A 23,432-nucleotide genomic window follows, 5' to 3' on the forward strand; every position below is an offset into this window, starting at 1 on the left:
TCCGGAATTGCGTCAAGAGACTGAGCCTAGACCCGCATCGGCATCAGCACGTAGAGCGCGGTCTCGTCGGCCATGTCGTGGATCAGCGTCGGCGAGCCGGCATCGGCCAGCATGAATTTCGCCTCCGTGCCGGTGAGCTGGGCCGCGACGTCGAGGAGATATTTGGCGTTGAAGCCGATCTCGATCGGGTCCGACGAGTAGTCGGCCGCCAGTTCCTCGGTGGCGCTGCCCGAATCCGGATTGTTGACCGCGAGCGTCACCTGGCCGTCATTGATCGAAAGCTTCACCGCCCGGCCGCGTTCGGAGGAAATGGTCGAAACGCGGTCTACCGCCGCGGCGAAGCTCTGCCGGTCGATGATCAGCTTCTTGTCGTTGCCTGTCGGAATGACGCGCTGATAGTCGGGGAAGGTGCCGTCGATCAGCTTCGAGGTCAAAACGACGCTGCCGATGGTGAAGCGGATCTTGGTTTCCGACAGCTCCGTGGTCACTGCCACGTCGGGATCGTCGACAAGCTTCTGCAGCTCGCTCACCGTCTTGCGCGGAATGATGATCCCGGGCATGCCTTCGGAGCCTGCCGGCGCATCGATCTCGGCCCGCGCCAGGCGATGCCCGTCGGTCGCCACCGAGCGCAGCTTCAATTTGCCGCCCACCTCATGCGTGTGCAGGAAGATGCCGTTGAGATAATAGCGCGTCTCTTCGGTGGAGATGGCGAATTGCGTCTTGTCAATCAGCCCTTTGAGCGCCGCCGATTCCAGCCGGAAGATATGCGAGAACGAACCGGCAGAAAGCTCCGGGAAGTCGGATTGCGGCAGGCACTGCAGGCGGAAGCTCGAACGGCCGGAGGTGACGGTCATCGCATTGCCGTCCTCGTCCGTCTTCAGCATCACCTCCGCGCCGTCGGAAAGCTTGCGCACGATGTCGTAGAGCAGATGCGCCGGCACCGTCGTCGCGCCGCCGCGCTCGACCTTGGCGGGCGTCGCCTCCGTCACTTCGAGGTCGAGGTCGGTCGCCTTCATCTCGAGGCTGGCGCCCTCGGCGCTGAGCAGCACGTTGGACAGGATCGGTATGGTGTTGCGCCGCTCGACCACGCGGTGGACGTGGTTGAGGGACTTCAAGAGATTTGACCGTTCCAGGATAACACGCATGACGAAACAGGCTCGCTTCAAGAATGAACAGGTCACCGGCAGGCGGCATCCCGTGAAAGCTCTGAAAGGCTTTCAGAATCTGTGTAAGCTGACAGTAAAAAGCCTGCAAACGCAAGCCCGCGGCACCGGTTCCGGCCGGCGGCGCGGGCTTTCTGGGGATAAAGCCGGCGAAGCGTGCCGCCGGCTATTTCTGCGCCCCTCAGGCCTGGTCGTTGATCAGCCTTCTGAGCAGTTCGAGTTCCTGCGCCAGCGTATTGTCCCCGCCCGAAAGGTCCTCGATCTTGCGCACGGCATGCAGCACGGTCGTGTGGTCGCGGCCGCCGAACCGCCGCCCGATCTCCGGCAATGAGCGCGGTGTCATCACTTTCGACAGATACATCGCCACTTGCCGCGGCTTGACGATCGTGCGCGTGCGCCGATTGGACAGAAGCTCGGTCTTCGACACGTTGTAGTGGCGCGCCACGATGCGCTGGATGTCCTCGATGCGCACCCGCTTCGGCTCGCCGGAGCGGTAGATGTGGCCGAGGATCTCGTCGATGCGGTCGATGGTGATCTGCGGCTCGAAGGACTGGCGGAACAGAAGCTGGTTGAAGGCGCCTTCGAGCTCGCGCCCGCTGCCGGTCACCGTGCGCGCGACATGCTCCAGGATCTCGTCCGAGATATCCAGCGAGGTGTCATCGGTCTTGGTGCTGGCGCGGCGCAGTTTCAGCATGCCGAGCCGCATGGCGAAATCCGGCGCCGACATCTCCAGCGCCACGCCGCCATTGAGGCGCGAACGCACGCGCGGCTCCAGCGATTCCAGTTCCGAGGGCGGCCGGTCGGCCGCGACCACCACCTGCTTGGCGCTGTCGAGCAGCATGTTGATGAGATGGCAGAATTCGTGCTGGATCGACTTGCCCTGCAGGAACTGCATGTCGTCGATGATCAAGAGATCGATATCGCGCAGCTGCTCCTTCAGCGTCAGCGCGTTGTTGTCGCGGATCGCGGTGGCGAAGCGCCACATGAAATATTCCGCCGTCAGGTAGACGACGCGCGACTTCGGGTTTTGCCGCAGCGATTCCGCGGCGATCGCTTGCAGGAGGTGCGTCTTGCCGAGCCCGACGGTCGCGTGCAGGAAAAGCGGGTTGAAACGTACCGCGCTCGACTGCGATTCCGCCACCGCCCTGGCCGCGGCGAAGGCCACCCTGTTCGACGGTCCTTCGATGAAGGAGGAGAACGTGTAACGCGGGTCAAGCGGCGACCCCAGCACATTGTGGCGGAACTCCGGTTCCGCTGACACGCCCTGGCGGGGCGCCGGCGCCCGTTGCTCCACACGCCCGGCGCTCGCGGTGCCATTGGCAAGCGCCGTATGCGTCTGCTTGGTCATCTTGCGCGCCGGCGCGATCTCGGGCTCGACAGGGTTGCGCCCCTGGCGCGTCGCGGTGCGCACGACGATCTCGATCTTGAGGACGTCCGCATCCTCATGCCGCCACAGCTCCGCGATAAGCTCGAGATAATGGCCGTTGATCCAGGACCGCAGGAAGGCTGTAGGCACCGAGATGCGAACAACGCCGCGGGAAGCCTCGGCGACCTTCATGCGACCGAACCAGCTCGAATAGACCTCGGCTCCAAGACGCGCCTTCAGCTGGGCCTTGACCCGTTCGAACTTCTGTTCCGCGTCGCTGGATACCGCCACGTCGCCCCCTCCGACAAAAGTTGCTGGAAATGGGAGCTCGCCCGCTATCTCCCTTTCAATGCCGCTCTGCATGATCAAAGTCCCTTTGTCTTCTCGTACCCTTTTCCGCCGGGGATGCGCCTCCTGCATCCTTGGTCCGGCGACCCTCATTCAGCCGCGATGTCATTGCCGCCGCCGGCAACGATCGTCGCAACTCGCGCAAGGGACCAGCTGCCGGCTCCGCACGCCGGCCTCCGACAAAAACAAGTCAATACCCCACCCTCCGGCGAAAACGCCGGCGAGACATCGACTGCCATGTACAATTACGCCAGTCCCCTACCCGCACCAAAGAGACAAACCAAGCCGTACGCGGAATTGCTCCACGTCATGAATTCCGCCATTTTGTGCTGGCCGATTCAGGCTGGGTCAGGGGCTAGAGCCCGTCCCTTCGATGGATGGACATTACCGAAATCGCTGTGGATAGGGCAAGGCCACATCTAACGGTTTTTTAACGAATCTGGTTACCGGACCGGGCTTGAAATCGGGTGCTGCGCCGGCACGTTTTGACAAAGCCATTGTGATTCAAACCCTTTTCCGGCGAATATGAAAAAGGCCGCCCGAAACGAAATATTCTGAAATAATTGTCTTGACAGCTACTTCTCCCCCGCCGCTCGACCTTGAGCTGAACAAGCTGTGGACGACCGGCTGTAAGCCTCTGAAAAAACTGCGGATTTTTTGCCAGACAAATTTAGGCAGTTGCCGCGGGGAGGGCGTTCCGTTGTCAGCGGCGTTGAATATGCCGGCAAAACATTACTGGCGTTGGAATCACGTCGCGAGCGTTGCTCACGAGCAATTTTTTTAAGTACTTGCCGGCAAACGAAAAAAACCCGGTCTATGCGACCGGGTTCAACATCGATGGAGTAAGGATTAAGTCGGTCAGGCCGACAGCGTCTTGACCCGCTGGGCCAGCCGCGAAACCTTGCGGGAAGCCGTGTTCTTGTGAACGACGCCCTTGGTGGCGGCGCGCATCAATTCCGGCTCCGCCGCCTTGAAGGCTGCCACCGCCGCGGCCTTGTCGCCGGCGGCCAGCGCCTCTTCGACCTGGCGCACATAGGTGCGGACACGCGAGCGACGGTTCTTGTTGATCGCCGCGCGGCGGGCGATCTTGCGCGTTGCCTTTTTGGCCGAAGACGTGTTGGCCATGATGCCTCTCTTCCGATCTGGTGGGCGCCAGCGGGGTGCCGCAGGGCGCAAAAAACAAACGGGCAGCCACGGGCCGCCTCGGTTGGTGCGGCTTATAGTTCAGCTTTTCCGGCGCGTCAACGCCGCTTGGCGGTCTTTTTGGAGACTGAAAGCGCGTCACGTCGTGACCCGCCTTCAGTCATTCGGCATCATGCTCTAGCGGTTGGTGAAATTCGGCTTCCGCTTCTCCACGAACGCGGCCATGCCTTCCTTCTGGTCGTCGAGCGCGAACAGCGAGTGGAACAGGCGGCGCTCGAAGCGCAGCCCTTCGGCGAGCGTCGTCTCGTAGGCGCGGTTGATGGCCTCCTTGGTCATCATGACCGACGGCAGCGAGAACTCGGCGATCTTGGCCGCCGCCTTCAGCGCCTCCTCGGCGAGCTCGGCGACCGGCACCACCCGCGATACCAGTCCGCTGCGCTCGGCTTCGGCAGCGTCCATCATCCGCCCGGTCAGGCACATGTCCATCGCCTTCGACTTGCCGACGAATCGGGTCAGCCGCTGCGAGCCGCCCATGCCCGGCATGACGCCGAGCGTGATCTCGGGCTGGCCGAACTTGGCGTTGTCGCCGGCGATGATGAAGTCGCACATCATCGCCAATTCGCAGCCGCCGCCGAGCGCATAGCCCGCGACCGCCGCGATGATGGGCTTGCGCGTGCGCGTGAATTCCTCCCAGCCGACGAAGAAGTCCTGCGTGTAGGCGTCGGCGAAGGACATCGCCTGCATTTCCTTGATGTCGGCGCCGGCGGCAAACGCCTTCTCCGAGCCTGTAAGCACCATCGCGCCGATCTCGGGATCGGCATCGAACGCGCGCGCCGCCGCCACGACCTCCGCAAGGACCTGCGAATTCAGCGCATTGAGCGCCTTGGGCCGATTCAGCGTGATCAGCCCGACCTTGCCGCGTGTTTCCACGATAACGGTTTCATAGGCCATGGTTCGCTTCCTTCCGCGGCAGTGGGACGATCGATACGTTCCTAGCTTACCGCTGACAGGTCCGGCAATGGAAGGTCGAGCGGCCGCTTTGCACGATGCGCTCGATGTGGCCGCGGCAGCCCGGCTTCGGGCATGGCTCCCCCTCGCGATCGTAGACCGCGAAGGAATGCTGGAAATAGCCGAGCGATCCGTCGGCCTGGACATAGTCGCGCAGCGAGGAGCCGCCGGCGGCGATCGCATCGGCGATGACCGAGCGGATCGCCTCGGCAAGGCGAGCGCTTTGCTCTTTCGCCTTCTTGGCCGGCCCGGCGATGGTGCCGGCTTCACGCAGCGGCGATAAGCCGGCGCGCCACAAGGCCTCCGCCACATATATATTGCCGAGTCCGGCGATCAGCCGCTGGTCGAGCAGCGCTGCCTTGAGCGGCGATCTGCGACCCTTCAACAGCGAGGCAAGCAGGGGACCGTCGAGCGCGTTGCCAGTTGGCTCGATGCCGAGCCCCGCCAGCATTGGATGCGTGTCCGGCGCTCCTTCGGCAAACAGCATGAAGCCGAAGCGGCGCGGGTCGTTGAAGATGACGCGGGAGCGCTCGTCCCTCGGAGAGACGACGTCGAACACGACATGGTCATGCGCCGCGCTTTTCGGGCGCTCGTGGTGGAAGGCGCCGGGGACGTCGCTGCTTTCCGCGGCTTCGATCCGGAACGACCCCGACATGCCGAGATGGCAGATGAGAACCGGACCGTTTTCGATATGCATCGTCAGGTATTTGGCGCGCCGGCCAAGCGCCGTCACGGTCTTGCCGGCAAGCCGTTCCGAAAAGCGTTCGGGGAAAGGAAAGCGAAGGTCGGGCCTGCGCGCCTCGACGTTGACGAGCCGCGACCCTTCCAGGACCGGCTGCAGCCCGCGCCGGACGGTCTCGACTTCGGGCAGCTCAGGCATGGCCGCCTATCATCGCAAGGAACGATGTTCCGTGGCGACCGGCAGCCAGGCCGAGGTGGTCCGCGACGGTCTCGCCGATATCGGCGAAGGTCGGCCTGAGCCCGATGTCGCCGCCCGTCAGTCCCGGCCCGATACCGATCACCGGAATGCGTTCGCGCGTATGGTCGGTGCCGCGCCATGTCGGATCGTTGCCATGATCGGCCGTGAGGATGAGCAGGTCGCCAGGCCTTATCCGCGACAGGGCCTCCGGCAGCCGGCGGTCGAACGCTTCGAGCGCTCCGGCATAGCCGGCGACGTCGCGCCGGTGACCGAACTCGGTATCGAAATCGACAAAATTGGCAAAGACCAAGTCGCCGTCGCCGGCATCGTCCATCGCGCCGAGCGCCTTGTCGAACATCGCCATGTTACCACCGGCCTTGCGCACTTCCGAAATGCCGCGATGAGCGAAGATGTCGCCGATCTTGCCGACGGCGATGACCTTGTTGCCGCGCCCGGTCTGCCGGTCGAGCAGGGTGGGCTCCGGCGGCGGCACCGCATAGTCGCGGCGATTGTGGGTGCGCTGGAACGTGGCCGGCGTCTCGCCCACGAATGGCCGAGCGATCACCCGCCCGATCTTGAGCGGCTCGACCAGCCGACGCACCGTGAGGCAAAGCTCATAAAGCCGCTCCAGGCCGAAATGCGTCTCATGCGCGGCGATCTGAAGCACGGAATCGATCGACGTGTAGCAGATCGGCTTGCCGGTGCGGATATGCTCTTCGCCGAGCCGCTCGATGATCTCGGTTCCGGGTGCATGGCAGTTGCCGAGGATACCCGGCAGCTTGCCCTCGCGGATGATGGCGTCGGTCAGTTCGGTCGGAAAGGCGGGCACCGTATCGGGGAAATAGCCCCAGTCGAAACGCACCGGCAGGCCGGCGATCTCCCAGTGGCCGGAGGGCGTATCCTTGCCGCTCGACACTTCCTGGGCGGCTCCATGAAAGGCCGAGGCGACCAGCGGCGCGTCGATACCGGTTTTCAGTCCCGTCGCGGTTTGCGCCGCCCGGCCAAGTCCGAGCGCCATCATGTTGGGCACGGCGAGCGGCCCTTTGCGCAAACCTTGCCGATCGGCACGACCATCGGCGCAAGCCTGAAAAATATGTCCGAACGTGTCGGCGCCGGCATCTCCATAGCGTTCGGCGTCGGCCGCGCCGCCGATGCCGAAAGAATCGAGAACGAACAGGAACGCGCGCGCCATGGGTATCTTTGTTGTCAGCCTTGATCGCCAGACATAAGGTTCCCCGGCAGCGTTGGCAAATCGGAAACCAAACCGCAACGGCTTGGCGCCATAGTTGCGGCGAGGCGCGGATGCGGCGGGAGCGAAGCAGGTATGGCAAGGCGCGGCAAAATCGCGGCAAGGCAGGCCGTGAAGATGTGCGCGGCCGCTCTCGCGGTCTTAGGCGCCGCCTCCTCGCCGGCACGCGCCGACTGGCGTGACGACATCGGCACATTCCGCATCGGCATCGTCGCCGAACCGGGCGGCGGCAACACCGTCCCGGGGCTCGCGCGCCTGACCGACGCCTATGCCAATGCGCTCGGCATGAAGGTCGAGTTCGTCGTTGCGCGCGACTATGCGGCGCTGATCGAGGCGCAGGCGAGCGGGCGCGTGCACTATGCGATCTATTCCGCTCTCGCCTATGCCACGGCCTCGGAGCGCTGCGGCTGCGTCGAGCCTCTGGTGGCGCCGGTCGATGCGGACGGCGCCGTCGGCATCCGTTCCGTCCTGGTGACGCGCGATGGCAGGCTTGCGGACCTTGCCGCCATGGTTTCGCACCGGATCGCGATAGCGCCGGCCGAAAATGTCGGCGGCGCGCTGCTGCCGCTGGCGGCGCTGCCGGCCGAAGGCGTCAACATCACGCGGGATTCGCCCTTCCTGGCGCTCGCCGCTTCGGCCACCGCGGCCGAGACGATGCTCGCCGGCGGCGAGGCGGACGCCTTGTTCGGCTGGGAACCGGCCGATGCCGACGGCCGATCCACCCGTTCCGAGGGCACCGTCGCTCGACTTGAGGCTGCCGGCATCCCCGGGGCGTCGCTTCGGGTGTTGTGGACCTCGGGCCTCTTGCGCTACGGCCCGCACGCCGTCCGCAACGATCTCGATCCCGAGGCAAAGCGCCGGCTGACGGTCTTCCTGACCAATCTCAGATCCCAGACGCCCGACATATACGACCTGCTGGAGGCGGCGCATTCCGGTGGCTTTGTGCCGGCGGCGTCCAAGGATTACGCTATGGCCACGGCCATTGTGCGGCACGCATCCGACGGCCGGGACTGACAGTCAGCAATCGCTGCAGGGGATCGTTGGGCTCCGGCGAGGCCGGAGATAATAGGTCTCGCTCATGTTTATGTGGCTGAAGGTCGACAACAATCCAAGCGCCTTCTGCTGGTTGTTGTTCTCGCTCCAGGCGATGACGGGCACATAGCCGAGGTCGCTTTCCACGCGGACTAGGAAAGTGTTGCGGATCTTCAGCGTCGAGGGGACGGTCGTGGTGTCGCCGGGATTGGCATCGACGCTGTAGGTGTTGCCCACCAGCTTGCGCGACCACGCCACCTTCACTGTCGGCGACGCCTCGTCGGATATCTGTATGCCGGTGATGATGATCGTCGGATCTGAGCGATTGTAGGGCCGAAGCGTCGATACGCCGATCTTCATCATTGCATCGAGGTTAGTCTTCAAGACGGCCTGCTGCTGCGTGACGAGGTCCGCGACCATGCTGCCGATGCGGCTGACCTTCTTGCCGGTCTCGATGGCCTGCGAGGCCTCCATCGTGATGAAATACATGATCAGGAGCACCGGCACGATGAACGCGAACTCGATCGCCGCGACGCCGCGGCGATCGCGGCAAAACCGCTTGACCTTCGCCGAAATCCCCCGGAGTGCCCCCGCACTATGCATTATCGTCCTCCACGCCGCGGCTTCAGCCGTCGAGCAGTCTCAATTGTCGTCGAATGGTTCGTTCTGCCAGGTCACCGACGCGAAATGCAGCGTTTTGCTGTCCTTCAGATTTGCCATCGACTTGGCCAGGAAATCGGTCATCACCGGCCATTTGTAGAACACCCGCAGCATGTTGATGGACTCCGCCAGTCCGGGCGACACCGTGAAATTCATCGAGTTGGTGCCTTGCACCAGCACGATGTCGCCATCCACGATCTTGAAGCCCGCCGTGGCGGCGTCGGCGAAACTCGGATATTCGCGCAAATCGACCAGCAATCCCGGGCAGTCCTTGGCCACCATGATCTCAAGCCTGCTGCAGATCAGCTGCTTGATGGAGGCTTCTGTGACGTTCGTCTTCTGCAACTGCCCGGTCCGCAGCTGGCGGGCGACATCGTCGGTGACGTTGGCCATCACTTCCTGGCCGGCGAACGAAATGCAGCTCTCGAGGATGGCGAAGACGAGAAGCGCGAACGGGATGGCCAGCATCGCGAATTCCATCGCCGTGCTGCCGCGCCTGTCGCTGAAGAAGCCAGGGCGCGATCTGGCGCGCGCGCTGTTGTCCATGCCGTTGCCGGATGTGGCATCCTTGCTCATATTGCGTTCCTGCCGATCCCCTTTGCGGTACCGGCGGCAAGGTTAGCGATAACCCATTGAGTTCCGGTTTTGATGATCGTTAAATTCGTCGGGCAAGCTTTAAGCCGTCTTTAATGCCCGTAGGTTTGCCCTTGCAGGGCTCAGTGCCCGGCGCTCATTTCGGCTTCGGAAGTTTTCTCGGCCTCGCTCTTGAATGCGCTCTCGCAATAGGGCGTGCAGGACATGGTCTGGACTTCGGCGCGTCGGTAGATGCGCACCGAGGAGGCGGCTTGTCGCACGACGGTCACCTGTTCGTCGATGATCGGGCTGCCTTCCGAATCGAGCACGACCAGATTGGTGACACCGAAGCCCTTGCCGGTGAGAACGATGGTCGAGGCGTCCTGCACGGAGGCGTCGGCGATTGCCGGATTGCCGATGACGACCGTATCGGCCCCGCGTGACAACTTGACGATCTTGGCCTGGTTCATGGTGACTTCTATACCGGCGCCGGCCCTGGCCGGCATGACCAAGGCAGCAGTTGCCAGCAGCGCGGCGACTGGAAACAGCGATCTCGACAACGTCATTGAAGCGCTCCCGGCAGGCAGATTCTTCAACGGAACATGAACGAGATTGGTGAACCAACGGTTAAGCCGGGCCCGCCATGATTAAAGACGGGCTCGCCTGGTGCGTCATGCGTCGACGGTGCTTACTGTTTTAGGATTATTGCACAAGCGCCGGTTTCCGGGGATCCGGGCCGCCTGACGACGTTTAGGCCACGGTTAACCACACAGTGCGTTCGTCACCGGAAAGGAATCGGTAAGGCTGTTTATTAAGCCGATCGAAACGGCTTCTCCCTAGATTTGCGCCATCCGATCAACCCGGAAGAGAAGTTGACGGTAGTGCTGTAACACGTGGAGTAGGAGCTCTCGAATGTCTAATCTCATCGCACGTTTCGTGAAGGACGAATCCGGCGCGACCGCCATCGAATACGGTCTGATCGCCGCTCTCATCGCGCTTGCCATCATGGTTGGTGCTACCCAGCTCGGCGGCGCGCTGAACGCCAAGTTCGCCAACATCGCCGCCACCCTCAACGGCGCCACTGCTCCGTAATAAGGCTGCGTATCGCGCCTTTTCGACAGAAAGAAAAAGGGCCGCCGGCTGGCGGCCCTTTTTTATGCAGTCGGCCGATTTGATCGTCCGGCCTCATCGATCGTTAATCCAGCGCGCCTAGGATGACGCTGAAACATGCCACAGGCAGGCCGCATCCATGCTTGAAGCCGTGATCTTCGTCGTTTTTCCTTTCTGCATGCTGTTTGCTGCGATCTCGGACACGCTGTCGATGACGATCGCCAACCGCGTTCCCGTGCTGTTGGTGGCGACATTCGCCCTTGTTGCGCCGCTCGCCGGTATGGACTGGGCAACCTATGGCTGGCATTTCGCCGCCGGCGCCCTTGTGCTTGCCACGACCTTCGGCCTTTTTGCGCTCGGCGGCATGGGCGGCGGCGACGCCAAGCTTCTGGCCGCGACCGCTCTGTGGATGGGCCTCAACATCAACCTGGTCGGCTATCTGGTGACGTCGGCTTTCATCGGCGGCCTGCTTACCCTCGCAATCCTTGCCTACCGGAAATCGCCGCTCGTCACGTACACCGGTCACAGCCGATTTCTGCGCCATTTCGCGGACGAGAATGTTGGCATCCCATATGGCATCGCGCTTGGCGCCGGTGGGCTGATCACCTTCCCGGATTCACCGCTGATGGTGTGGGCACTGCAGAGGGTCACGGCATAGGCCTGGTTACGTCGATGTCGACGACACCATCGATGTCGGCGGTCCCCGGTGGCTTGACCGCCTTCTGTCAGATCGGAGGCGGCCAGGCCGCCTCTTTTTTGTTAACGGCAGGCCGTTTCATCTAATTTGAGTAAACCTTAAATTAATCACGATCGTAAGTATTGCATTAACCTTGTTTTGACGATTGCAGCTGCAAAGTCCGGCCTGGCGAGGTGGTTTGCCTTGAGGCGAAGGGTTTCGGACGAATGCCAGCATCCCGATTGATTATTCTGGGCGTGGCTGCGATCGCGGCGGGTGGCGCGGGCTATGTGGCGAAGAACATGGTCGTGGCACCGCCGCCTCAGGTCGTCGTCGATGCGCCCAAGCAGCCGGCGATCGCACTGCAGGATGTGCTGGTGCTTTCCGGGGACGTGCCGATGGGAAGCCAGCTCGGCACCAACATCGGCTGGGAACAATGGCCGGCCGATGGCGTCAACGCCAATTTCATCACGCGCGCCGCCGAGCCTGACGCGATCGAAAAGCTCAAGGGCTCGGTCGCCCGCGTAGCCATGTATACCGGCGAGCCGTTGCGGCGCTCCAAGCTGGTCGGCGAGGGGCAGAGCTTCATGTCGTCGATCCTGCCTTCCGGCATGCGCGCCGTCGCCACCGCGATATCGGCCGACACGTCCGCCGGCGGCTTCATCCTGCCCAACGACTTCGTCGACGTCATCATGACCCGCCGCGCCGACACCGGCAACGGCGGCAGCGGCTTCAACACCGAGACGATTCTCAAGAACATCCGCGTGCTGGCCATCGACCAGACCATCCAGGAAGACGAGGAAGGTAAGAAGACCAGGGTCGGCCAGACCGCGACGCTGGAGCTGACGCCGCAGCAGGCGGAGATCATCACGGTGGCGCAGCAGATGGCCGACCGCCTGACGCTGGCGCTGCGCCCGATCACCGACATCCATGAAAAGAATACGGGCGAGGCCGACTATCTGGTCAACGGCAACGGCCGACGCGGAACCGTGCGGCTGATCAAGTCCGGCGAGGTTTCCGAGGTGGGAGCAAGGAAATGAGGCTGAACGGTAAACTGCTGCCCTTCCTGGCCGCCGCGGCGATCGGTTTTTTCGTGCTCGGCACCGGCGCCCCGGGGCTGGTCGAAGCCAAAGCCGCGGGAGCCGGCGTGTCGGCTTCCGTTGCCACGCAGCGCGTCAAGCTCGGCCTCAACAAATCCGTGGTCATCGACTTGCCGAGCGACGCCTATGATATCCTCGTCGCCAATCCGGCGGTTGCCGATGCCGTGACGCGCACCGCGCGGCGCATCTACCTGTTCGGCAAGACGGTCGGCGAGACCAACATCTTCGTCTTCGGCCCCAATGGCGAGCAGATCGTCAGCCTGGATCTGGCCGTCGAGCGTGACGTCGCAGGACTGGAAGACTATCTCAAGCGCTTCATCCCGTCCTCGCAGATCAAGGTCGAGCTTCTCAATGACAACGTCGTGCTGACGGGCACGGTCGACACGCCGCTCGATTCCAAGCGTGCCGTTGACCTGGCCACCATCTTCGTGTCCGGCGGTGAAGCGACGACGGGCCAATATTCGCAGACCGCCGCCGGCGGCTCGGTCAATGGCGGCGTCGACATCAACAATCCCGACCAGGAGCGCCGGACCTCCAAGATCGTCAACCTCTTGCAGATCATCGGCGACGACCAGGTGACGCTCAAGGTGACCGTCGCCGAAGTCAGCCGCTCGGTGATGAAGCAGCTCGGCGTCAACATGTTCGGCAGCGGCGAGAGCAACGGCATCAGCTGGATGTCGACAGGCGACAACCCGATGGGGCTCGGCAAGCCCCTCAGCAATTCGGGATTTAACATCGGCTCGTCGTCGCTGCAGGCCTATGTCAACGCCATGGAACAGTCGGGGGTGATGAAGACGCTAGCCGAGCCGACTCTGACGGCAGTTTCGGGCGAGAAAGCCACATTCAAGGTTGGCGGCGAGTACAATATTGTCTCCAGCCAGGCCATTACCGATCCTGACATCACCAAAGGCATTCCTGCGAAGCTGACCTACCAGCTCGACAAGGTCGATTACGGCATCGGACTGGAATTTCAGCCGGTCGTCCTGTCCGCCGGTCGCATCAGCCTGAAGGTCCGGACGGCGGTTTCCGAGCCGACGACCGAAGGCTCCGCCGCATTTTCGACCGGCTCAAAGAACGTTCCCGCCGCGAACATTCTCTCTATTCGCAAGCGTCTCGCCGACACCACTGTCGAGCTCCCTTCGGGCGGCTCGATGATGATCGCAGGCCTTGTCCGCGACGATGTTCGCCAGGCTATCAGCCAGTTCCCTGGCTTGGGCAAGATCCCTGTCCTCGGCACGCTGTTCCGCAGCCGCGATTTTGTGCGCAACGAGAGCGAGCTCATCATCATCATCACGCCCTATCTGACGCGGCCGGTGGCGCGCAACGATCTGGCCAAGCCGGACGACAACTTCAATGCGGCAAGCGACGGCGCCGGCATGTTCCTCGGCCGCGTCAACCGCGTCTACGGCACCATGCAGACCGACAGGCCGGCCGGCCGCTACCACGGCGTCGTAGGCTTCATCTACAAATGAGTGGGAATGCGGATATGTCCAAGTCAGCATCGAAGGTCATGACGGTCCGGACAGCATCCGGTATCGCAAGGATCCGTCGGCAGGTGGTCCCGGCATTGGCGGTCATGCTTGCCGCGTCGCTCGCAGGTTGCGCCAACCGCGACAGCGTAACCGTCGGGTCGATCCCGGACGACTACCGCACGACCCATCCGATCGTCATTGCCGAGAAGAACCAGAAGATCGACCTGCCGGTCGGCGCCGGTGATCGCGGCATGACCGGTGCGCAGCGCGATACGCTGCTCGGTTTTCTCGACCGCTACGACAAGAGCGCCGCGCCGGCGCTGACGATCGCGATGCCGGCCGGGTCCGCCAATGAGCTTGCCGCCCGTGCCGCCGGTCGCGATTTTGCCAGGCTCGCCATGGCAGCAGGCGTCAAGCGCAACCGTATCGTCATGACATCCTATCAGTCGGCGGTGCCGGAGGCGTCAGCGCCGGTGCGCGTCGCCTTCGTCGCGGTGCGGGCCCAGACCGACAAATGCGGGCGTTGGCCCGACGACATGCTGGAGACGTCGGAGAACAAGCACTACGCCGATTTCGGCTGCTCCTATCAGAACAACCTCGCGGCTCAAATCGCCAATCCCAACGATCTGATCGGGCCGCGCAAACAGTCCGACATCGACGCCGAAAATCGCGGCGCGGTGATCGATATCTATCGGAGCAGGGGCATCTCGGACGAGTTCCTCGCCAATTCGGAAGTAACTTACTGAGCTGCGCCGGACGACGAAGAAAGCAGTCACGGAAAGAGCATGACGATGACCAATCTTGCCTACGACACGCCCGCGGAAACCGGCGACCTTTCGCAGCAGGACATCGCCGCCATGCAGGCGCTGCGCCCCGTGCCGCGCATTTCAATCCAGGCCTTCTGCGAGACCGAGGGGGTCGCGAACCCCGTCGAGCGCGCCGGCGAGGATCGCCGGATGGCCAAGGCCCATCTCAAGGTTCATATGGGCGGCATCCCGACCGCGATCGAGTTCTACCAGTCCGCGCCGACACCGAACCTGATCCTGCTGGAATCGCGCAGCGAACCGCAGCAGCTGCTCGAACAGCTCGGCCACCTCTCGGAATATTGTGATCCATCCTCCAAGGTGGTGGTTATCGGCCACTACAACGATGTCGGGCTCTACCGCGAGCTGATCCGTTCGGGCATTTCCGAATATGTCATCGCGCCGGTCTCGATGACAGACATCGTCAGTGTCGTGTCGTCGATCTTCGTCGATCCGGATTCGGAGCCGATCGGCCGCTCGATCGCGTTCATCGGCGCCAAGGGCGGCGTCGGCTCCTCGACCATCGCTCACAATGTCGCTTGGGCGATGTCTTCCCTGTTCAAGTCCGAGGTCGTCATCGCCGATCTTGATCTCGCCTTCGGCACCGCCAACATCAATTTCGATCAGGATCCGGCGCAAGGCATCGCCGAGGCGGTGTTTTCACCGGAGCGGGTCGACGAGGTCTATCTCGACCGTCTGCTTGCGCAATGCGCCGAGCATCTGTCGTTGCTCGCGGCTCCCTCCACGCTCGAGCGCGTCTACGATTTCGAGTCCGAGGCCTTCGCGCAGATCATAGAGACAGCGCAGCGCAGCGCGCCTCTGCTTGTCCTCGATGTCCCGCACGTCTGGAGCGGGTGGACCAAGAGCACGCTGATCAAGGCGGACGAGATCGTCATCACGGCCACGCCAGAGCTCGCAAATCTTCGCAACACCAAGAACATGGTGGACATGCTGAAGCGGCTGCGTCCGAACGATCCGCCGCCGAAGCTGATCATCAACCAGGCAGGCGTGCCGAAACGGCCCGAGATCGCGGCGTCCGATTTCGCCGAACCGCTCGGCATCACGCCGATGGCGGTGATCAACTTCGAACCGCTGCTGTTCGGCAATGCCGCCAACAACGGCCGCATGCTCTCCGAGATGGACGCCAAAAGCCCGGTCGTGACCACCATCAATGAAATAGCGCATGTGCTGACCGGACGCAGCGAAATCAAGACAAGGAAGAAAGCAGGCCTGGGCTCGATCCTCGGCAAGCTCTCGCGCAACAAGAAGTGACGCTGATTTGAGCGGCATCGGGTAGTCGATCATGTTTGGTAAAAGAGGCAAAGACGACGGCGGCCGGGCAACGCCCGAATTCCGTCCGCCGGCATCCGCTCCCGCCGCCGCTCCAACCGGGACGATGACGGCCGAACGACCGGTCGCGCCGCCGTCCGGCACGCCGGCCACGCCGCCGGCGCGCCGGCCCGTCGAGGCGCCGCCTATGGCGCCGGAGCCGCCAAGAAGGGTCCCGCGCGAGCGCTCCGAGACCTATTACGACACCAAAAGCCAGGTGTTTTCGGCACTCATCGACACGATCGACCTGTCGCAGCTCGCCAAGCTCGATCCCGAAAGCGCGCGCGAAGAAATCCGCGACATCGTAAACGACATCATCGCGATCAAGAACTTCGCGATGTCGATTTCCGAGCAGGAAGAGCTGCTCGAGGACATCTGCAACGACGTTCTGGGCTATGGACCGCTGGAGCCGTTGCTTGCCCGCGACGACATAGCCGACATCATGGTCAACGGCTCCAAGAACGTCTACATCGAAGTCAATGGCAAGGTCGAACAGACCGGCGTCCGTTTCCGCGACAACCAGCAGCTGCTCAACATCTGCCAGCGCATCGTCAGCCAGGTCGGCCGCCGCGTCGACGAATCGAGCCCGATCTGCGACGCACGCCTGCCCGACGGCTCGCGCGTCAACGTCATTGCGCCGCCGCTGTCGATCGACGGCACCGCACTCACCATCCGCAAGTTCAAGAAGGACAAGCTGACGCTGGACCAGCTGGTCAAGTTCGGCGCCATCTCGCCGCAAGGCGCGGAAATCCTCAAGATCATAGGCCGCGTCCGCTGCAACATCGTCATCTCGGGCGGCACGGGCTCCGGCAAGACGACGCTGCTCAACTGTCTGACCAACTATATCGACCGCGAGGAGCGCGTCATCACCTGTGAGGATTCGGCGGAACTGCAGCTGCAGCAGCCGCATGTGGTCCGTCTCGAAACCCGGCCGCCCAATCTGGAGGGCGAAGGTGAGGTGACCATGCGCGACCTGGTCAAGAACTGCCTGCGCATGCGGCCGGAGCGGATCATCGTCGGCGAAGTGCGCGGACCGGAGGTGTTCGACCTGCTGCAGGCGATGAATACCGGTCACGACGGCTCGATGGGGACGATCCACTCGAACAGCCCGCGCGAATGCCTCAATCGTATCGAATCGATGATCGCCATGGGCGGCTATTCCCTGCCGCAGCGGACGGTGCGTGAGATCGTCGTCGGCTCGATCGACGTGATCATCCAGGCGGCTCGCCTGCGCGATGGCTCACGCCGCATCACCCACATCACCGAGGTGGTCGGCATGGAAGGCGATGTCATCATCACCCAGGATCTTGTGCTCTACAACATCAAGGGTGAAGACGCCGGCGGCCGGCTGGTCGGCGAGCATGTGTCGACAGGAATCGGCCGCCCGCATTTCTGGGACCGCGCCCGCTACTATGGCGAGGAGCAGCGCCTCGCCAATGCGCTCGAGGCGATGGAGAAACGCGCTGACTGATGCATCTGGAGGTTGGAAGCAATTCCAGGAAAGGTGTGATGCGGTCGGGTTCGGTGACTTCGCCGTAACTTTCCGTCCGCAATTGCGTCAAGGCAAAGAGACAGGACGGTTCGCCGTTTCCTTGGAACGGCGAAATGCCCTAGGGACCCCGGTCGATGTTCGGAATTGACACCACCGTACTGGCTTTCATCGTGCTTGCCGGCTTCAGCGCCGGCGCGGTGGCCTATGCTTTCCTGTTCACGCGCATCGACAACGAGAAGCAGGCCGGCAAACGGCTTCAGACCATCAAGACAGCCGAGACGGACCGGTCGGTGGTGAAAGCGACGCGCGACCGCGCCGCGGAGGCGGTCAAGCGGCGAAAAAATGTTCAGGACACGCTGAAGCAGCTCGACGAGAAGCAGAAGGCCAATGATCGCAACGTCAAGAAACCGCCGCTGAAGGTTCAGATCCGCCAAGCCGGCATGCAGGTTCCGATCGAGCGTTTCTATATCTATTCCGCTGTCTGCGGGATCATCCTGACGGCCGTTCTCTTTTTCCTCGGCGCGCCTCTATGGGCGCTGCCCGGTGCCCTGCTGGTGGGCGGCCTCGGCCTGCCGCGCTGGTTCGTGTCGTTTCGCCGCACACGTCGCACCAAGGCCTTCCTGGAAGAATTTCCGAACGCGCTCGACATCATCGTGCGCGCGGTCAAGTCCGGCCTGCCGCTCAACGATGCGATCCGCCTGATCGCCAACGAATCGCCCGAACCGGTCCGGTCCGAGTTCCGCCGCATTGTCGATTCCCAGCAGATGGGCATGTCGGTGCCCGACGCCGCCATGCGCATGCCCGAGACGATGCCGTGCAGCGAAGCCGGCTTCTTCGGCATCGTCATCCAGATTCAGTCGCAGGCCGGCGGCAACCTGTCCGAGGCGCTGGGCAACCTTTCGCGCGTCCTGCGCGACCGCAAGAAGATGAAGGCCAAGGTCCAGGCGCTGTCGATGGAAGCCAAGGCATCGGCCGTCATCATCGGCGCCTTGCCCTTCGTCGTCGCCTTCCTCGTCTATCTGTCGAGCCCGAACTACATCATGCCGCTGTTCACCACCAACGTCGGCAACCTGATCCTCGGCTGCTCGGGTGTGTGGATGTCGATCGGCATCCTGGTGATGCGCAAGATGATGAACTTCGAAGTGTAGGGGCGCGGATCCGGTGACAGAGCAGGTCGTCAAAACACTCACCGACCCTTCTTTCCTGATCGCGATGCTGGTCGGCATCGCCGTGTTCGCGACCGTCTTCACGCTCATGCCGGCGTTCGGCGGCACGTCGCTCAAGTCGCGTATGAAAAGCGTGGCGCTCGAACGCGACAAAATGCGCGCCGAGCAGCGTGCGCGGCTGGCCAACGAGGCCGACCGCCGCCGCAAGGGCCTGCGCGAGGAACAGTCGATCGGCATGCGCAACATCGTCGACCGCCTGGATCTCAGGCGGGCGCTTGCCGATGAAAGCACGATCCAGAAGCTCAAGGTCGCGGGCTTCCGCGGCCAGAACCCGCTGACGCGCTTCCTCTTTTTCCGCCTGGTCCTGCCATTCGTCGGTTTTGCCTTGGCGGCCATCTATCTGTTCATGCTCGGCGGCCTGCCGCAGCAGCCGGCCTTCATCAAGCTGTTCGTCTGTGTCGTTGTCGCCTATGGCGGCTTCTATGCGCCGATCCTCTACGTCAACAACCGCGCGACCAAGCGCAAGCAGTCGATCCAGCTGGCGTGGCCGGATGCGCTCGACCTGATGCTGATCTGCGTGGAATCCGGCATGTCGGTGGAAGCGGCCCTGCGCAGGGTTGCCGACGAGATCGGCACGCAGTCGGTTGCGCTTGCCGAGGAATTCGTGCTCACCAATGCGGAGCTGTCCTATCTGCAGGACCGCAAGAACGCTTATGAGAACCTGGCAAGCCGCACCGGCCTGGAATCGGTGAAGTCGGTGTCCCAGGCCCTGGTCCAGGCCGAACGCTACGGCACGCCGGTGGCGCACGCGCTACGCGTGCTCGCCTCGGAAAGCCGCGACATGCGCATGAACGCCGCCGAGAAGAAGGCCGCGGCACTTCCGCCGAAGCTTACCGTGCCGATGATCCTGTTCTTCCTGCCGGTTCTGTTCGCCATCATTCTGGGACCGGCCGGCATCCAGGTCAGCCAGCGCGGCATCTTCGGCGACCAGCACAGCTCCTCGAGCCAGTAAAGCAATTCCAGGAAAAGTGTTGAGCGGTTTTCCGTCCGGAATTGCGTAAAAACAAAGAGATAGGGCCGTTCGCTTCAAATCAAAAAAGCCGCGCGGGATCCGCGCGGCTTTTTTGATTTCAACGGTGGTCGATTGGCAATGCCGTCCGCGGTCAGTTCGTGGCGACCTTCGCCTTGTTCTTGTCCTGATCCTTCAATTGGCTCCAGGCGTTCTGCTGGGCAAGCATCTGGCGCAGATAGGCGACGTTGGCCTGCGCCTGTTCGGGCGACAGTTCCTGCGAGGCGATCTTCTCGGCTTCGTCGAAGCGGCCCTGCAGGCCGACGACCAGCGCGAGGTTCTGCCGCACCCTGCTGTCGGCGCCGGGCTGCTGCGCGGCCGAGCGCATATAGGTTTCTGCCGTGCGCAGGTCGCCTTCGAGCACATAGGACATGCCGAGATTGGACAGCACCGAAGGCTCGTTCGGCTTCAGTTCCAGCGCCTTGCGATAGTCTTGCCGCGCTTCGTCTTTCTGTCCCATCTGGTCGAGAATGGCGGCTTCCGCCGACACCAGCTTCCAGTCCGGATATTCGGGCGTCTGCGCGCGCCGCACGGCATCGAGGGCCGGTTCGAACTGGCCGTTGGCGGCGAGCGCCTTGCCATAGGCCGCAAGCACCTCGCGATCCTTGGGATAGGCGATCGCCAGCTTGCGCATCACCGCCAGCGACTGGTCGGCATCGCCATCCATCTGCAGCGCCGCCGCGAAATTCATCGCGATGCGCTTGTCGCCCGGATTGCGGGCATAGGACTGGCCGAGCCTGGACGTGGCGGTACGCAATTCGCCGGACGACATCGTTTCCAGCGGCCTGTTGTCGGAGCGGGAGATGGAGCCCGTGGTGAACTTGCTGGTGCTGCCGCAACCCGCCACGCTGGTCGCCAGCGCCGCCATGAAAGCCGTGGTGATCAGACGCTTGGCTGTAAGGTTCAACGCTTCGGTCGGCATCGCCCGGTCTCCATTCCTGTGCGGCCATTGGCTGGCCGTCTTCCCTCCGGCAGAAATATTCTGTTAACCCTAACGGACCGTTAAGAAGCGCCGACTCGGACGGTTCGGCCGGAGATCATAGCATGCCTGTCGAACTCGTTGAGCAGAAGCCGGAAGCCGCCTTGCCTGTCTATCTGGTGGCGAAGGACGCCCTTGAAGCCGCGGCACTGCCGCCCTCCGCCATCGCCTGGGCAAGGGCCAACGGTTTTTCTGGCGAAGCAGGGCGCACGCTGGTCTTGCCGGGCGAGGGTGGCGGCCTTGCCGGCGCGTTGTTCGGCACAGGCGATGGCGAGAGCGTTCTTGCCCTCGGCGCGCTCGCAAGGGCGTTGCCGGAAGGCGACTGGCATTTCGCGTCGCGCCCGGCGCAACCCGATCTCGCGGCGCTCGCGCTTGTCCTCGGCGGCTATATCTTTACTCGCTACGGCAAGAAGCCCGGCAAGGCTTTGCGCTTCGCGCTTCCGGAGGGCGCCGACGCGGCGCATGTCCGCCGTGTCGCCGACAGCGTGTTCCTGACACGCGACCTCGTCAACACGCCGACCAGCGACCTCGGTCCGGTCGAATTGGAAGAAGCCGCCCGAAAACTGGCGACCGCCCATGGCGCCGATATCTCGGTGATCCATGGCGACGATCTCCTGATGCGGAATTTCCCGATGATCCACGCCGTCGGCCGGGCCTCGACCGGCGCGCCGCGGCTGATCGACATAACTTGGGGACCGGGCGACGCGCCGAAGGTGACGCTGGTCGGCAAGGGCGTCTGCTTCGACACCGGCGGCCTCGACATCAAGCCGTCGTCGGGCATGCTTTTGATGAAGAAGGATATGGGGGGCGCCGCCAACGTGCTCGGTCTCGCCGCCATGATCATGGCGGCGAGACTGAATGTCCGGCTGCGCGTGCTGATCCCCGCCGTCGAGAATTCGATCGCCGGCAATGCCTTCCGGCCCGGCGACGTGCTCAGGAGCCGCAAGGGCATCACGGTCGAGATCGGCAACACGGACGCCGAAGGCAGGCTGATCCTGGCCGACGCGCTGGCGCTGGCCGACGAGGAGCAGCCCGCTTTGCTGGTCGACATGGCGACGCTGACCGGAGCCGCCCGCGTCGCGCTGGGGCCCGATCTGCCGCCTTTCTACACCAACGACGAGACGCTTGCCTCCGACCTGGCCGCGGCGTCGGTCGCGGTCGAGGATCCACTGTGGCGCATGCCTTTGTGGCGCCCCTATGATGCAAAGCTTTCCTCGAAGATCGCTGACATCAACAATGTGACGACGGACGGCTTTGCCGGATCGATCACCGCCGCGCTTTTCCTCAAGCGCTTTGTCGAGAAGACTCACAGCTGGGCGCATTTCGACATCTTCGCCTGGAACCCGGCCGACCGACCCTACGGCCTGACCGGCGGCGAAGCGCAAGGCATTCGCGCGCTGGAGCGGATAATTACGCAGCGATTTGCCTAGGCCGGAAGACCAAGGTGGCAGATCGTCACTGAAACGGAACCGAAACAATTTGCCGGCATGCTTGGGCGATGTCGATCTCGATGCGCCCGAGCCAGGCCTTGCGACTGTGGCAGCAGGTGATGCTGGCCCAGGTGCGCGACGGCGAGCCCGATCTCACCATGCGCCAGACGGCTATCCTGTTCACCATCTATCTCGATCCGCCGCCCCATACGGTGCGCGGGCTGGCCGCCAAGCTCAACGTCACCAAGCCGGTCATCACCCGGGCGCTGGACACGATGGGCGCGCTGAAGCTGGTCTCGCGCCACCGCGACGAGCTCGACAAGCGCAACGTGCTGATCCGGCGCACGGTGGAAGGCGCGCTCTTTGTCGAGCGCTTCGGCGATGGTATCGTCGCCAGGGCGCACGAACTGCCCATCTGACCTCATTGCCCTTATCTGATATGACTGGATTATCGATTTGACCGCCAGGGATGCCCGCCTTCATGCCTTCCGCTCCGACCTTGCCGATGCGAGGCTGAAGGGCGAGGTCGCGGCCGACCGTTTCGTCACCGGCCGCCCGGCGCGGATCACGGCCGCTGTCGCCGACCTGCGCAAGGCGCCGCGCCCCGACGCGGGCGTCAACACGCAGGCGCTGTTCGGCGACGTCGTGCTCGTTTTCGAGGACGCGGAAGGCTGGGCCTGGGTGCAGGCCGAGCGCGACGGTTATGTCGGCTATGTGGCCGACAATCTGATTGGCGCACGCGAACATGCGCCCACGCATGTCGTCTCCGTGCCGCGCACCTTCCTCTATCCAGGCCCCGATTTGCGCTTCCCGATCAGCGGGCAGCTGTCGATGGGATCGACCGTGACGGTGACCGGTTCGGCCGAAACGCGCGGCACGCATTATGCGCTGCTGCCCTCCGGCCAGGCGATCGTCGCCCACCATCTGCGGCCGATCGCCGAGCTGGCCGAGGATTACGTCACGGTCGCCGAAAGCTTCCTCGGCACGCCTTATCTCTGGGGTGGTGCCTCCGGCTTCGGCATCGACTGCTCCGGCCTCGTGCAGTTGGCGATGCGCATGACGGGCAAGGATGTCCTGCGCGACTCCGATATGCAGGCGGCGTCGATCGGCACGCCGTTTGAGCCGGGTCCGGACTATTCAGGTCTCCGGCGCGGCGATCTCGTCTTCTGGAAAGGCCATGTCGCGATCATGACCGACGAAAGAGACATGATCCACGCCAACGGCCACACCATGCTCGTCTCGCGCGAGGGCCTTAAAGAGGCTGTCGACCGCATCGGCTATCTTTATGGCGGTCCGACTGGGTTTCGGAGGCCGTAGCGCCAGCCTCCCCTTCTCCCCTTGTGGG

General features: G+C 63.3%; 23 protein-coding genes. 13 read left to right on the forward strand and 10 right to left on the reverse strand.

Annotation, left to right across the window (positions count from 1 at the left end):
- Nucleotides 1-26 precede the first annotated feature (26 nt).
- The 6 genes from dnaN to FJ423_RS24870 all read right to left on the reverse strand — a co-directional run bounded on the left by dnaN (nt 27) and on the right by FJ423_RS24870 (nt 7,139).
- Nucleotides 27-1,145: a DNA polymerase III subunit beta gene (gene dnaN, locus FJ423_RS24845; RefSeq protein WP_140845661.1), complete on the reverse strand. Its 1,119-nt coding sequence runs from the start codon at nt 1,143-1,145 to the stop codon at nt 27-29.
- Between the two features lie 199 nt (nt 1,146-1,344).
- Nucleotides 1,345-2,892, reverse strand: a complete 1,548-nt coding sequence (gene dnaA / locus FJ423_RS24850) for a chromosomal replication initiator protein DnaA (protein ID WP_095765941.1) — start codon at nt 2,890-2,892, stop codon at nt 1,345-1,347.
- Between the two features lie 843 nt (nt 2,893-3,735).
- Complete coding sequence (rpsT, locus tag FJ423_RS24855) at nt 3,736-4,002, reverse strand: 30S ribosomal protein S20 (protein WP_095765940.1); 267 nt, start codon at nt 4,000-4,002, stop codon at nt 3,736-3,738.
- A gap of 195 nt (nt 4,003-4,197) precedes the next feature.
- Nucleotides 4,198-4,971, reverse strand: a complete 774-nt coding sequence (locus FJ423_RS24860) for an enoyl-CoA hydratase (protein ID WP_140845662.1) — start codon at nt 4,969-4,971, stop codon at nt 4,198-4,200.
- Between the two features lie 46 nt (nt 4,972-5,017).
- Entirely contained in the window at nt 5,018-5,908 is an 891-nt protein-coding gene (gene mutM / locus FJ423_RS24865) for a bifunctional DNA-formamidopyrimidine glycosylase/DNA-(apurinic or apyrimidinic site) lyase (RefSeq protein WP_140845663.1), read from the reverse strand.
- Nucleotides 5,901-7,139 carry a phosphopentomutase gene (locus FJ423_RS24870; RefSeq protein ID WP_140845664.1) on the reverse strand — a complete coding sequence of 413 codons (1,239 nt, stop codon included), beginning with the start codon at nt 7,137-7,139 and terminating at the stop codon, nt 5,901-5,903. Before FJ423_RS24870 ends, mutM begins: the two co-directional genes overlap by 8 nt.
- Nucleotides 7,140-7,271: 132 nt before the next feature.
- Between FJ423_RS24870 and FJ423_RS24875 the strand changes: the two genes are divergently transcribed.
- Entirely contained in the window at nt 7,272-8,210 is a 939-nt protein-coding gene (locus tag FJ423_RS24875) for a PhnD/SsuA/transferrin family substrate-binding protein (RefSeq protein WP_140845665.1), read from the forward strand.
- A gap of 3 nt (nt 8,211-8,213) precedes the next feature.
- On the opposite strand, the gene FJ423_RS24880 is transcribed toward FJ423_RS24875, so the two are convergent.
- From FJ423_RS24880 to FJ423_RS24890, 3 genes are all read right to left on the reverse strand, one after another.
- Complete coding sequence (locus FJ423_RS24880; protein ID WP_140845666.1) at nt 8,214-8,831, reverse strand: TadE/TadG family type IV pilus assembly protein; 618 nt, start codon at nt 8,829-8,831, stop codon at nt 8,214-8,216.
- 39 nt (nt 8,832-8,870) lie between these two features.
- A complete protein-coding gene (locus tag FJ423_RS24885; protein ID WP_246680292.1) occupies nt 8,871-9,434 on the reverse strand; it encodes a TadE/TadG family type IV pilus assembly protein in 564 nt (187 codons plus the stop codon).
- Between the two features lie 170 nt (nt 9,435-9,604).
- Nucleotides 9,605-10,027, reverse strand: coding sequence for a pilus assembly protein N-terminal domain-containing protein (locus FJ423_RS24890; protein WP_140687731.1), 423 nt, complete (start codon nt 10,025-10,027; stop codon nt 9,605-9,607).
- A 346-nt stretch (nt 10,028-10,373) separates the two neighbouring features.
- Between FJ423_RS24890 and FJ423_RS24895 the strand changes: the two genes are divergently transcribed.
- The 9 genes from FJ423_RS24895 (at nt 10,374) to FJ423_RS24935 (ending at nt 19,621) form a co-directional block, all read left to right on the forward strand.
- Nucleotides 10,374-10,553, forward strand: a complete 180-nt coding sequence (locus tag FJ423_RS24895) for a Flp family type IVb pilin (protein WP_095765933.1) — start codon at nt 10,374-10,376, stop codon at nt 10,551-10,553.
- 157 nt (nt 10,554-10,710) lie between these two features.
- On the forward strand, nt 10,711-11,229 hold the full coding sequence (locus tag FJ423_RS24900; protein WP_140845668.1) for a prepilin peptidase: 519 nt from the start codon (nt 10,711-10,713) through the stop codon (nt 11,227-11,229).
- A gap of 245 nt (nt 11,230-11,474) precedes the next feature.
- Complete coding sequence (gene cpaB, locus FJ423_RS24905; protein ID WP_140845669.1) at nt 11,475-12,287, forward strand: Flp pilus assembly protein CpaB; 813 nt, start codon at nt 11,475-11,477, stop codon at nt 12,285-12,287.
- Entirely contained in the window at nt 12,284-13,819 is a 1,536-nt protein-coding gene (locus FJ423_RS24910) for a type II and III secretion system protein family protein (protein WP_140845670.1), read from the forward strand. Before cpaB ends, FJ423_RS24910 begins: the two co-directional genes overlap by 4 nt.
- 14 nt (nt 13,820-13,833) lie before the next feature.
- Nucleotides 13,834-14,565: a CpaD family pilus assembly protein gene (locus tag FJ423_RS24915; protein WP_140845671.1), complete on the forward strand. Its 732-nt coding sequence runs from the start codon at nt 13,834-13,836 to the stop codon at nt 14,563-14,565.
- A gap of 39 nt (nt 14,566-14,604) precedes the next feature.
- On the forward strand, nt 14,605-15,894 hold the full coding sequence (locus FJ423_RS24920; protein ID WP_140845672.1) for a CpaE family protein: 1,290 nt from the start codon (nt 14,605-14,607) through the stop codon (nt 15,892-15,894).
- Nucleotides 15,895-15,925: 31 nt separating this feature from the next.
- Nucleotides 15,926-17,422 (forward strand): CpaF family protein, encoded by a 1,497-nt coding sequence (locus FJ423_RS24925; RefSeq protein WP_140845673.1) that lies wholly within the window; start codon nt 15,926-15,928, stop codon nt 17,420-17,422.
- Between the two features lie 155 nt (nt 17,423-17,577).
- Complete coding sequence (locus tag FJ423_RS24930) at nt 17,578-18,591, forward strand: type II secretion system F family protein (RefSeq protein WP_095765926.1); 1,014 nt, start codon at nt 17,578-17,580, stop codon at nt 18,589-18,591.
- 13 nt (nt 18,592-18,604) lie between these two features.
- Nucleotides 18,605-19,621, forward strand: coding sequence for a type II secretion system F family protein (locus FJ423_RS24935; protein WP_140845674.1), 1,017 nt, complete (start codon nt 18,605-18,607; stop codon nt 19,619-19,621).
- Nucleotides 19,622-19,772: 151 nt separating this feature from the next.
- Here the strand turns inward: FJ423_RS24935 and FJ423_RS24940 are convergent, their stop codons facing one another.
- Nucleotides 19,773-20,600: a tetratricopeptide repeat protein gene (locus FJ423_RS24940; protein WP_140845675.1), complete on the reverse strand. Its 828-nt coding sequence runs from the start codon at nt 20,598-20,600 to the stop codon at nt 19,773-19,775.
- A gap of 122 nt (nt 20,601-20,722) precedes the next feature.
- Between FJ423_RS24940 and FJ423_RS24945 the strand changes: the two genes are divergently transcribed.
- From FJ423_RS24945 to FJ423_RS24955, 3 genes are all read left to right on the forward strand, one after another.
- The gene (locus FJ423_RS24945; protein ID WP_140845676.1) at nt 20,723-22,087 is read left to right on the forward strand and encodes a leucyl aminopeptidase family protein; all 1,365 of its coding nucleotides are present in this window, start codon (nt 20,723-20,725) and stop codon (nt 22,085-22,087) included.
- Nucleotides 22,088-22,155: 68 nt separating this feature from the next.
- Nucleotides 22,156-22,506, forward strand: coding sequence for a MarR family winged helix-turn-helix transcriptional regulator (locus FJ423_RS24950; protein ID WP_040985896.1), 351 nt, complete (start codon nt 22,156-22,158; stop codon nt 22,504-22,506).
- Between the two features lie 37 nt (nt 22,507-22,543).
- On the forward strand, nt 22,544-23,404 hold the full coding sequence (locus FJ423_RS24955) for an NlpC/P60 family protein (protein WP_140845677.1): 861 nt from the start codon (nt 22,544-22,546) through the stop codon (nt 23,402-23,404).
- Nucleotides 23,405-23,432: the final 28 nt, after the last annotated feature.

The organism is Mesorhizobium sp. B2-8-9, from assembly GCF_006439475.1.
Classification (GTDB): domain Bacteria; phylum Pseudomonadota; class Alphaproteobacteria; order Rhizobiales; family Rhizobiaceae; genus Mesorhizobium.

Coding starts and splice junctions, on each gene's coding strand:
- FJ423_RS24940 (WP_140845675.1), bottom strand. CDS start 20,600: ATGCCGACCGAAGCGTTGAACCTTACAGCCAAGCGTCTGATCACCACG.
- dnaN (WP_140845661.1), bottom strand. CDS start 1,145: ATGCGTGTTATCCTGGAACGGTCAAATCTCTTGAAGTCCCTCAACCAC.
- FJ423_RS24910 (WP_140845670.1), top strand. CDS start 12,284: ATGAGGCTGAACGGTAAACTGCTGCCCTTCCTGGCCGCCGCGGCGATC.
- FJ423_RS24860 (WP_140845662.1), bottom strand. CDS start 4,971: ATGGCCTATGAAACCGTTATCGTGGAAACACGCGGCAAGGTCGGGCTG.
- FJ423_RS24945 (WP_140845676.1), top strand. CDS start 20,723: ATGCCTGTCGAACTCGTTGAGCAGAAGCCGGAAGCCGCCTTGCCTGTC.
- FJ423_RS24900 (WP_140845668.1), top strand. CDS start 10,711: ATGCTTGAAGCCGTGATCTTCGTCGTTTTTCCTTTCTGCATGCTGTTT.
- FJ423_RS24895 (WP_095765933.1), top strand. CDS start 10,374: ATGTCTAATCTCATCGCACGTTTCGTGAAGGACGAATCCGGCGCGACC.
- dnaA (WP_095765941.1), bottom strand. CDS start 2,892: ATGCAGAGCGGCATTGAAAGGGAGATAGCGGGCGAGCTCCCATTTCCA.
- FJ423_RS24870 (WP_140845664.1), bottom strand. CDS start 7,139: ATGGCGCGCGCGTTCCTGTTCGTTCTCGATTCTTTCGGCATCGGCGGC.
- FJ423_RS24890 (WP_140687731.1), bottom strand. CDS start 10,027: ATGACGTTGTCGAGATCGCTGTTTCCAGTCGCCGCGCTGCTGGCAACT.
- cpaB (WP_140845669.1), top strand. CDS start 11,475: ATGCCAGCATCCCGATTGATTATTCTGGGCGTGGCTGCGATCGCGGCG.
- FJ423_RS24920 (WP_140845672.1), top strand. CDS start 14,605: ATGACGATGACCAATCTTGCCTACGACACGCCCGCGGAAACCGGCGAC.
- FJ423_RS24875 (WP_140845665.1), top strand. CDS start 7,272: ATGGCAAGGCGCGGCAAAATCGCGGCAAGGCAGGCCGTGAAGATGTGC.
- FJ423_RS24930 (WP_095765926.1), top strand. CDS start 17,578: ATGTTCGGAATTGACACCACCGTACTGGCTTTCATCGTGCTTGCCGGC.
- mutM (WP_140845663.1), bottom strand. CDS start 5,908: ATGCCTGAGCTGCCCGAAGTCGAGACCGTCCGGCGCGGGCTGCAGCCG.
- FJ423_RS24885 (WP_246680292.1), bottom strand. CDS start 9,434: ATGGACAACAGCGCGCGCGCCAGATCGCGCCCTGGCTTCTTCAGCGAC.
- FJ423_RS24915 (WP_140845671.1), top strand. CDS start 13,834: ATGTCCAAGTCAGCATCGAAGGTCATGACGGTCCGGACAGCATCCGGT.
- FJ423_RS24925 (WP_140845673.1), top strand. CDS start 15,926: ATGTTTGGTAAAAGAGGCAAAGACGACGGCGGCCGGGCAACGCCCGAA.
- FJ423_RS24880 (WP_140845666.1), bottom strand. CDS start 8,831: ATGCATAGTGCGGGGGCACTCCGGGGGATTTCGGCGAAGGTCAAGCGG.
- rpsT (WP_095765940.1), bottom strand. CDS start 4,002: ATGGCCAACACGTCTTCGGCCAAAAAGGCAACGCGCAAGATCGCCCGC.
- FJ423_RS24950 (WP_040985896.1), top strand. CDS start 22,156: ATGTCGATCTCGATGCGCCCGAGCCAGGCCTTGCGACTGTGGCAGCAG.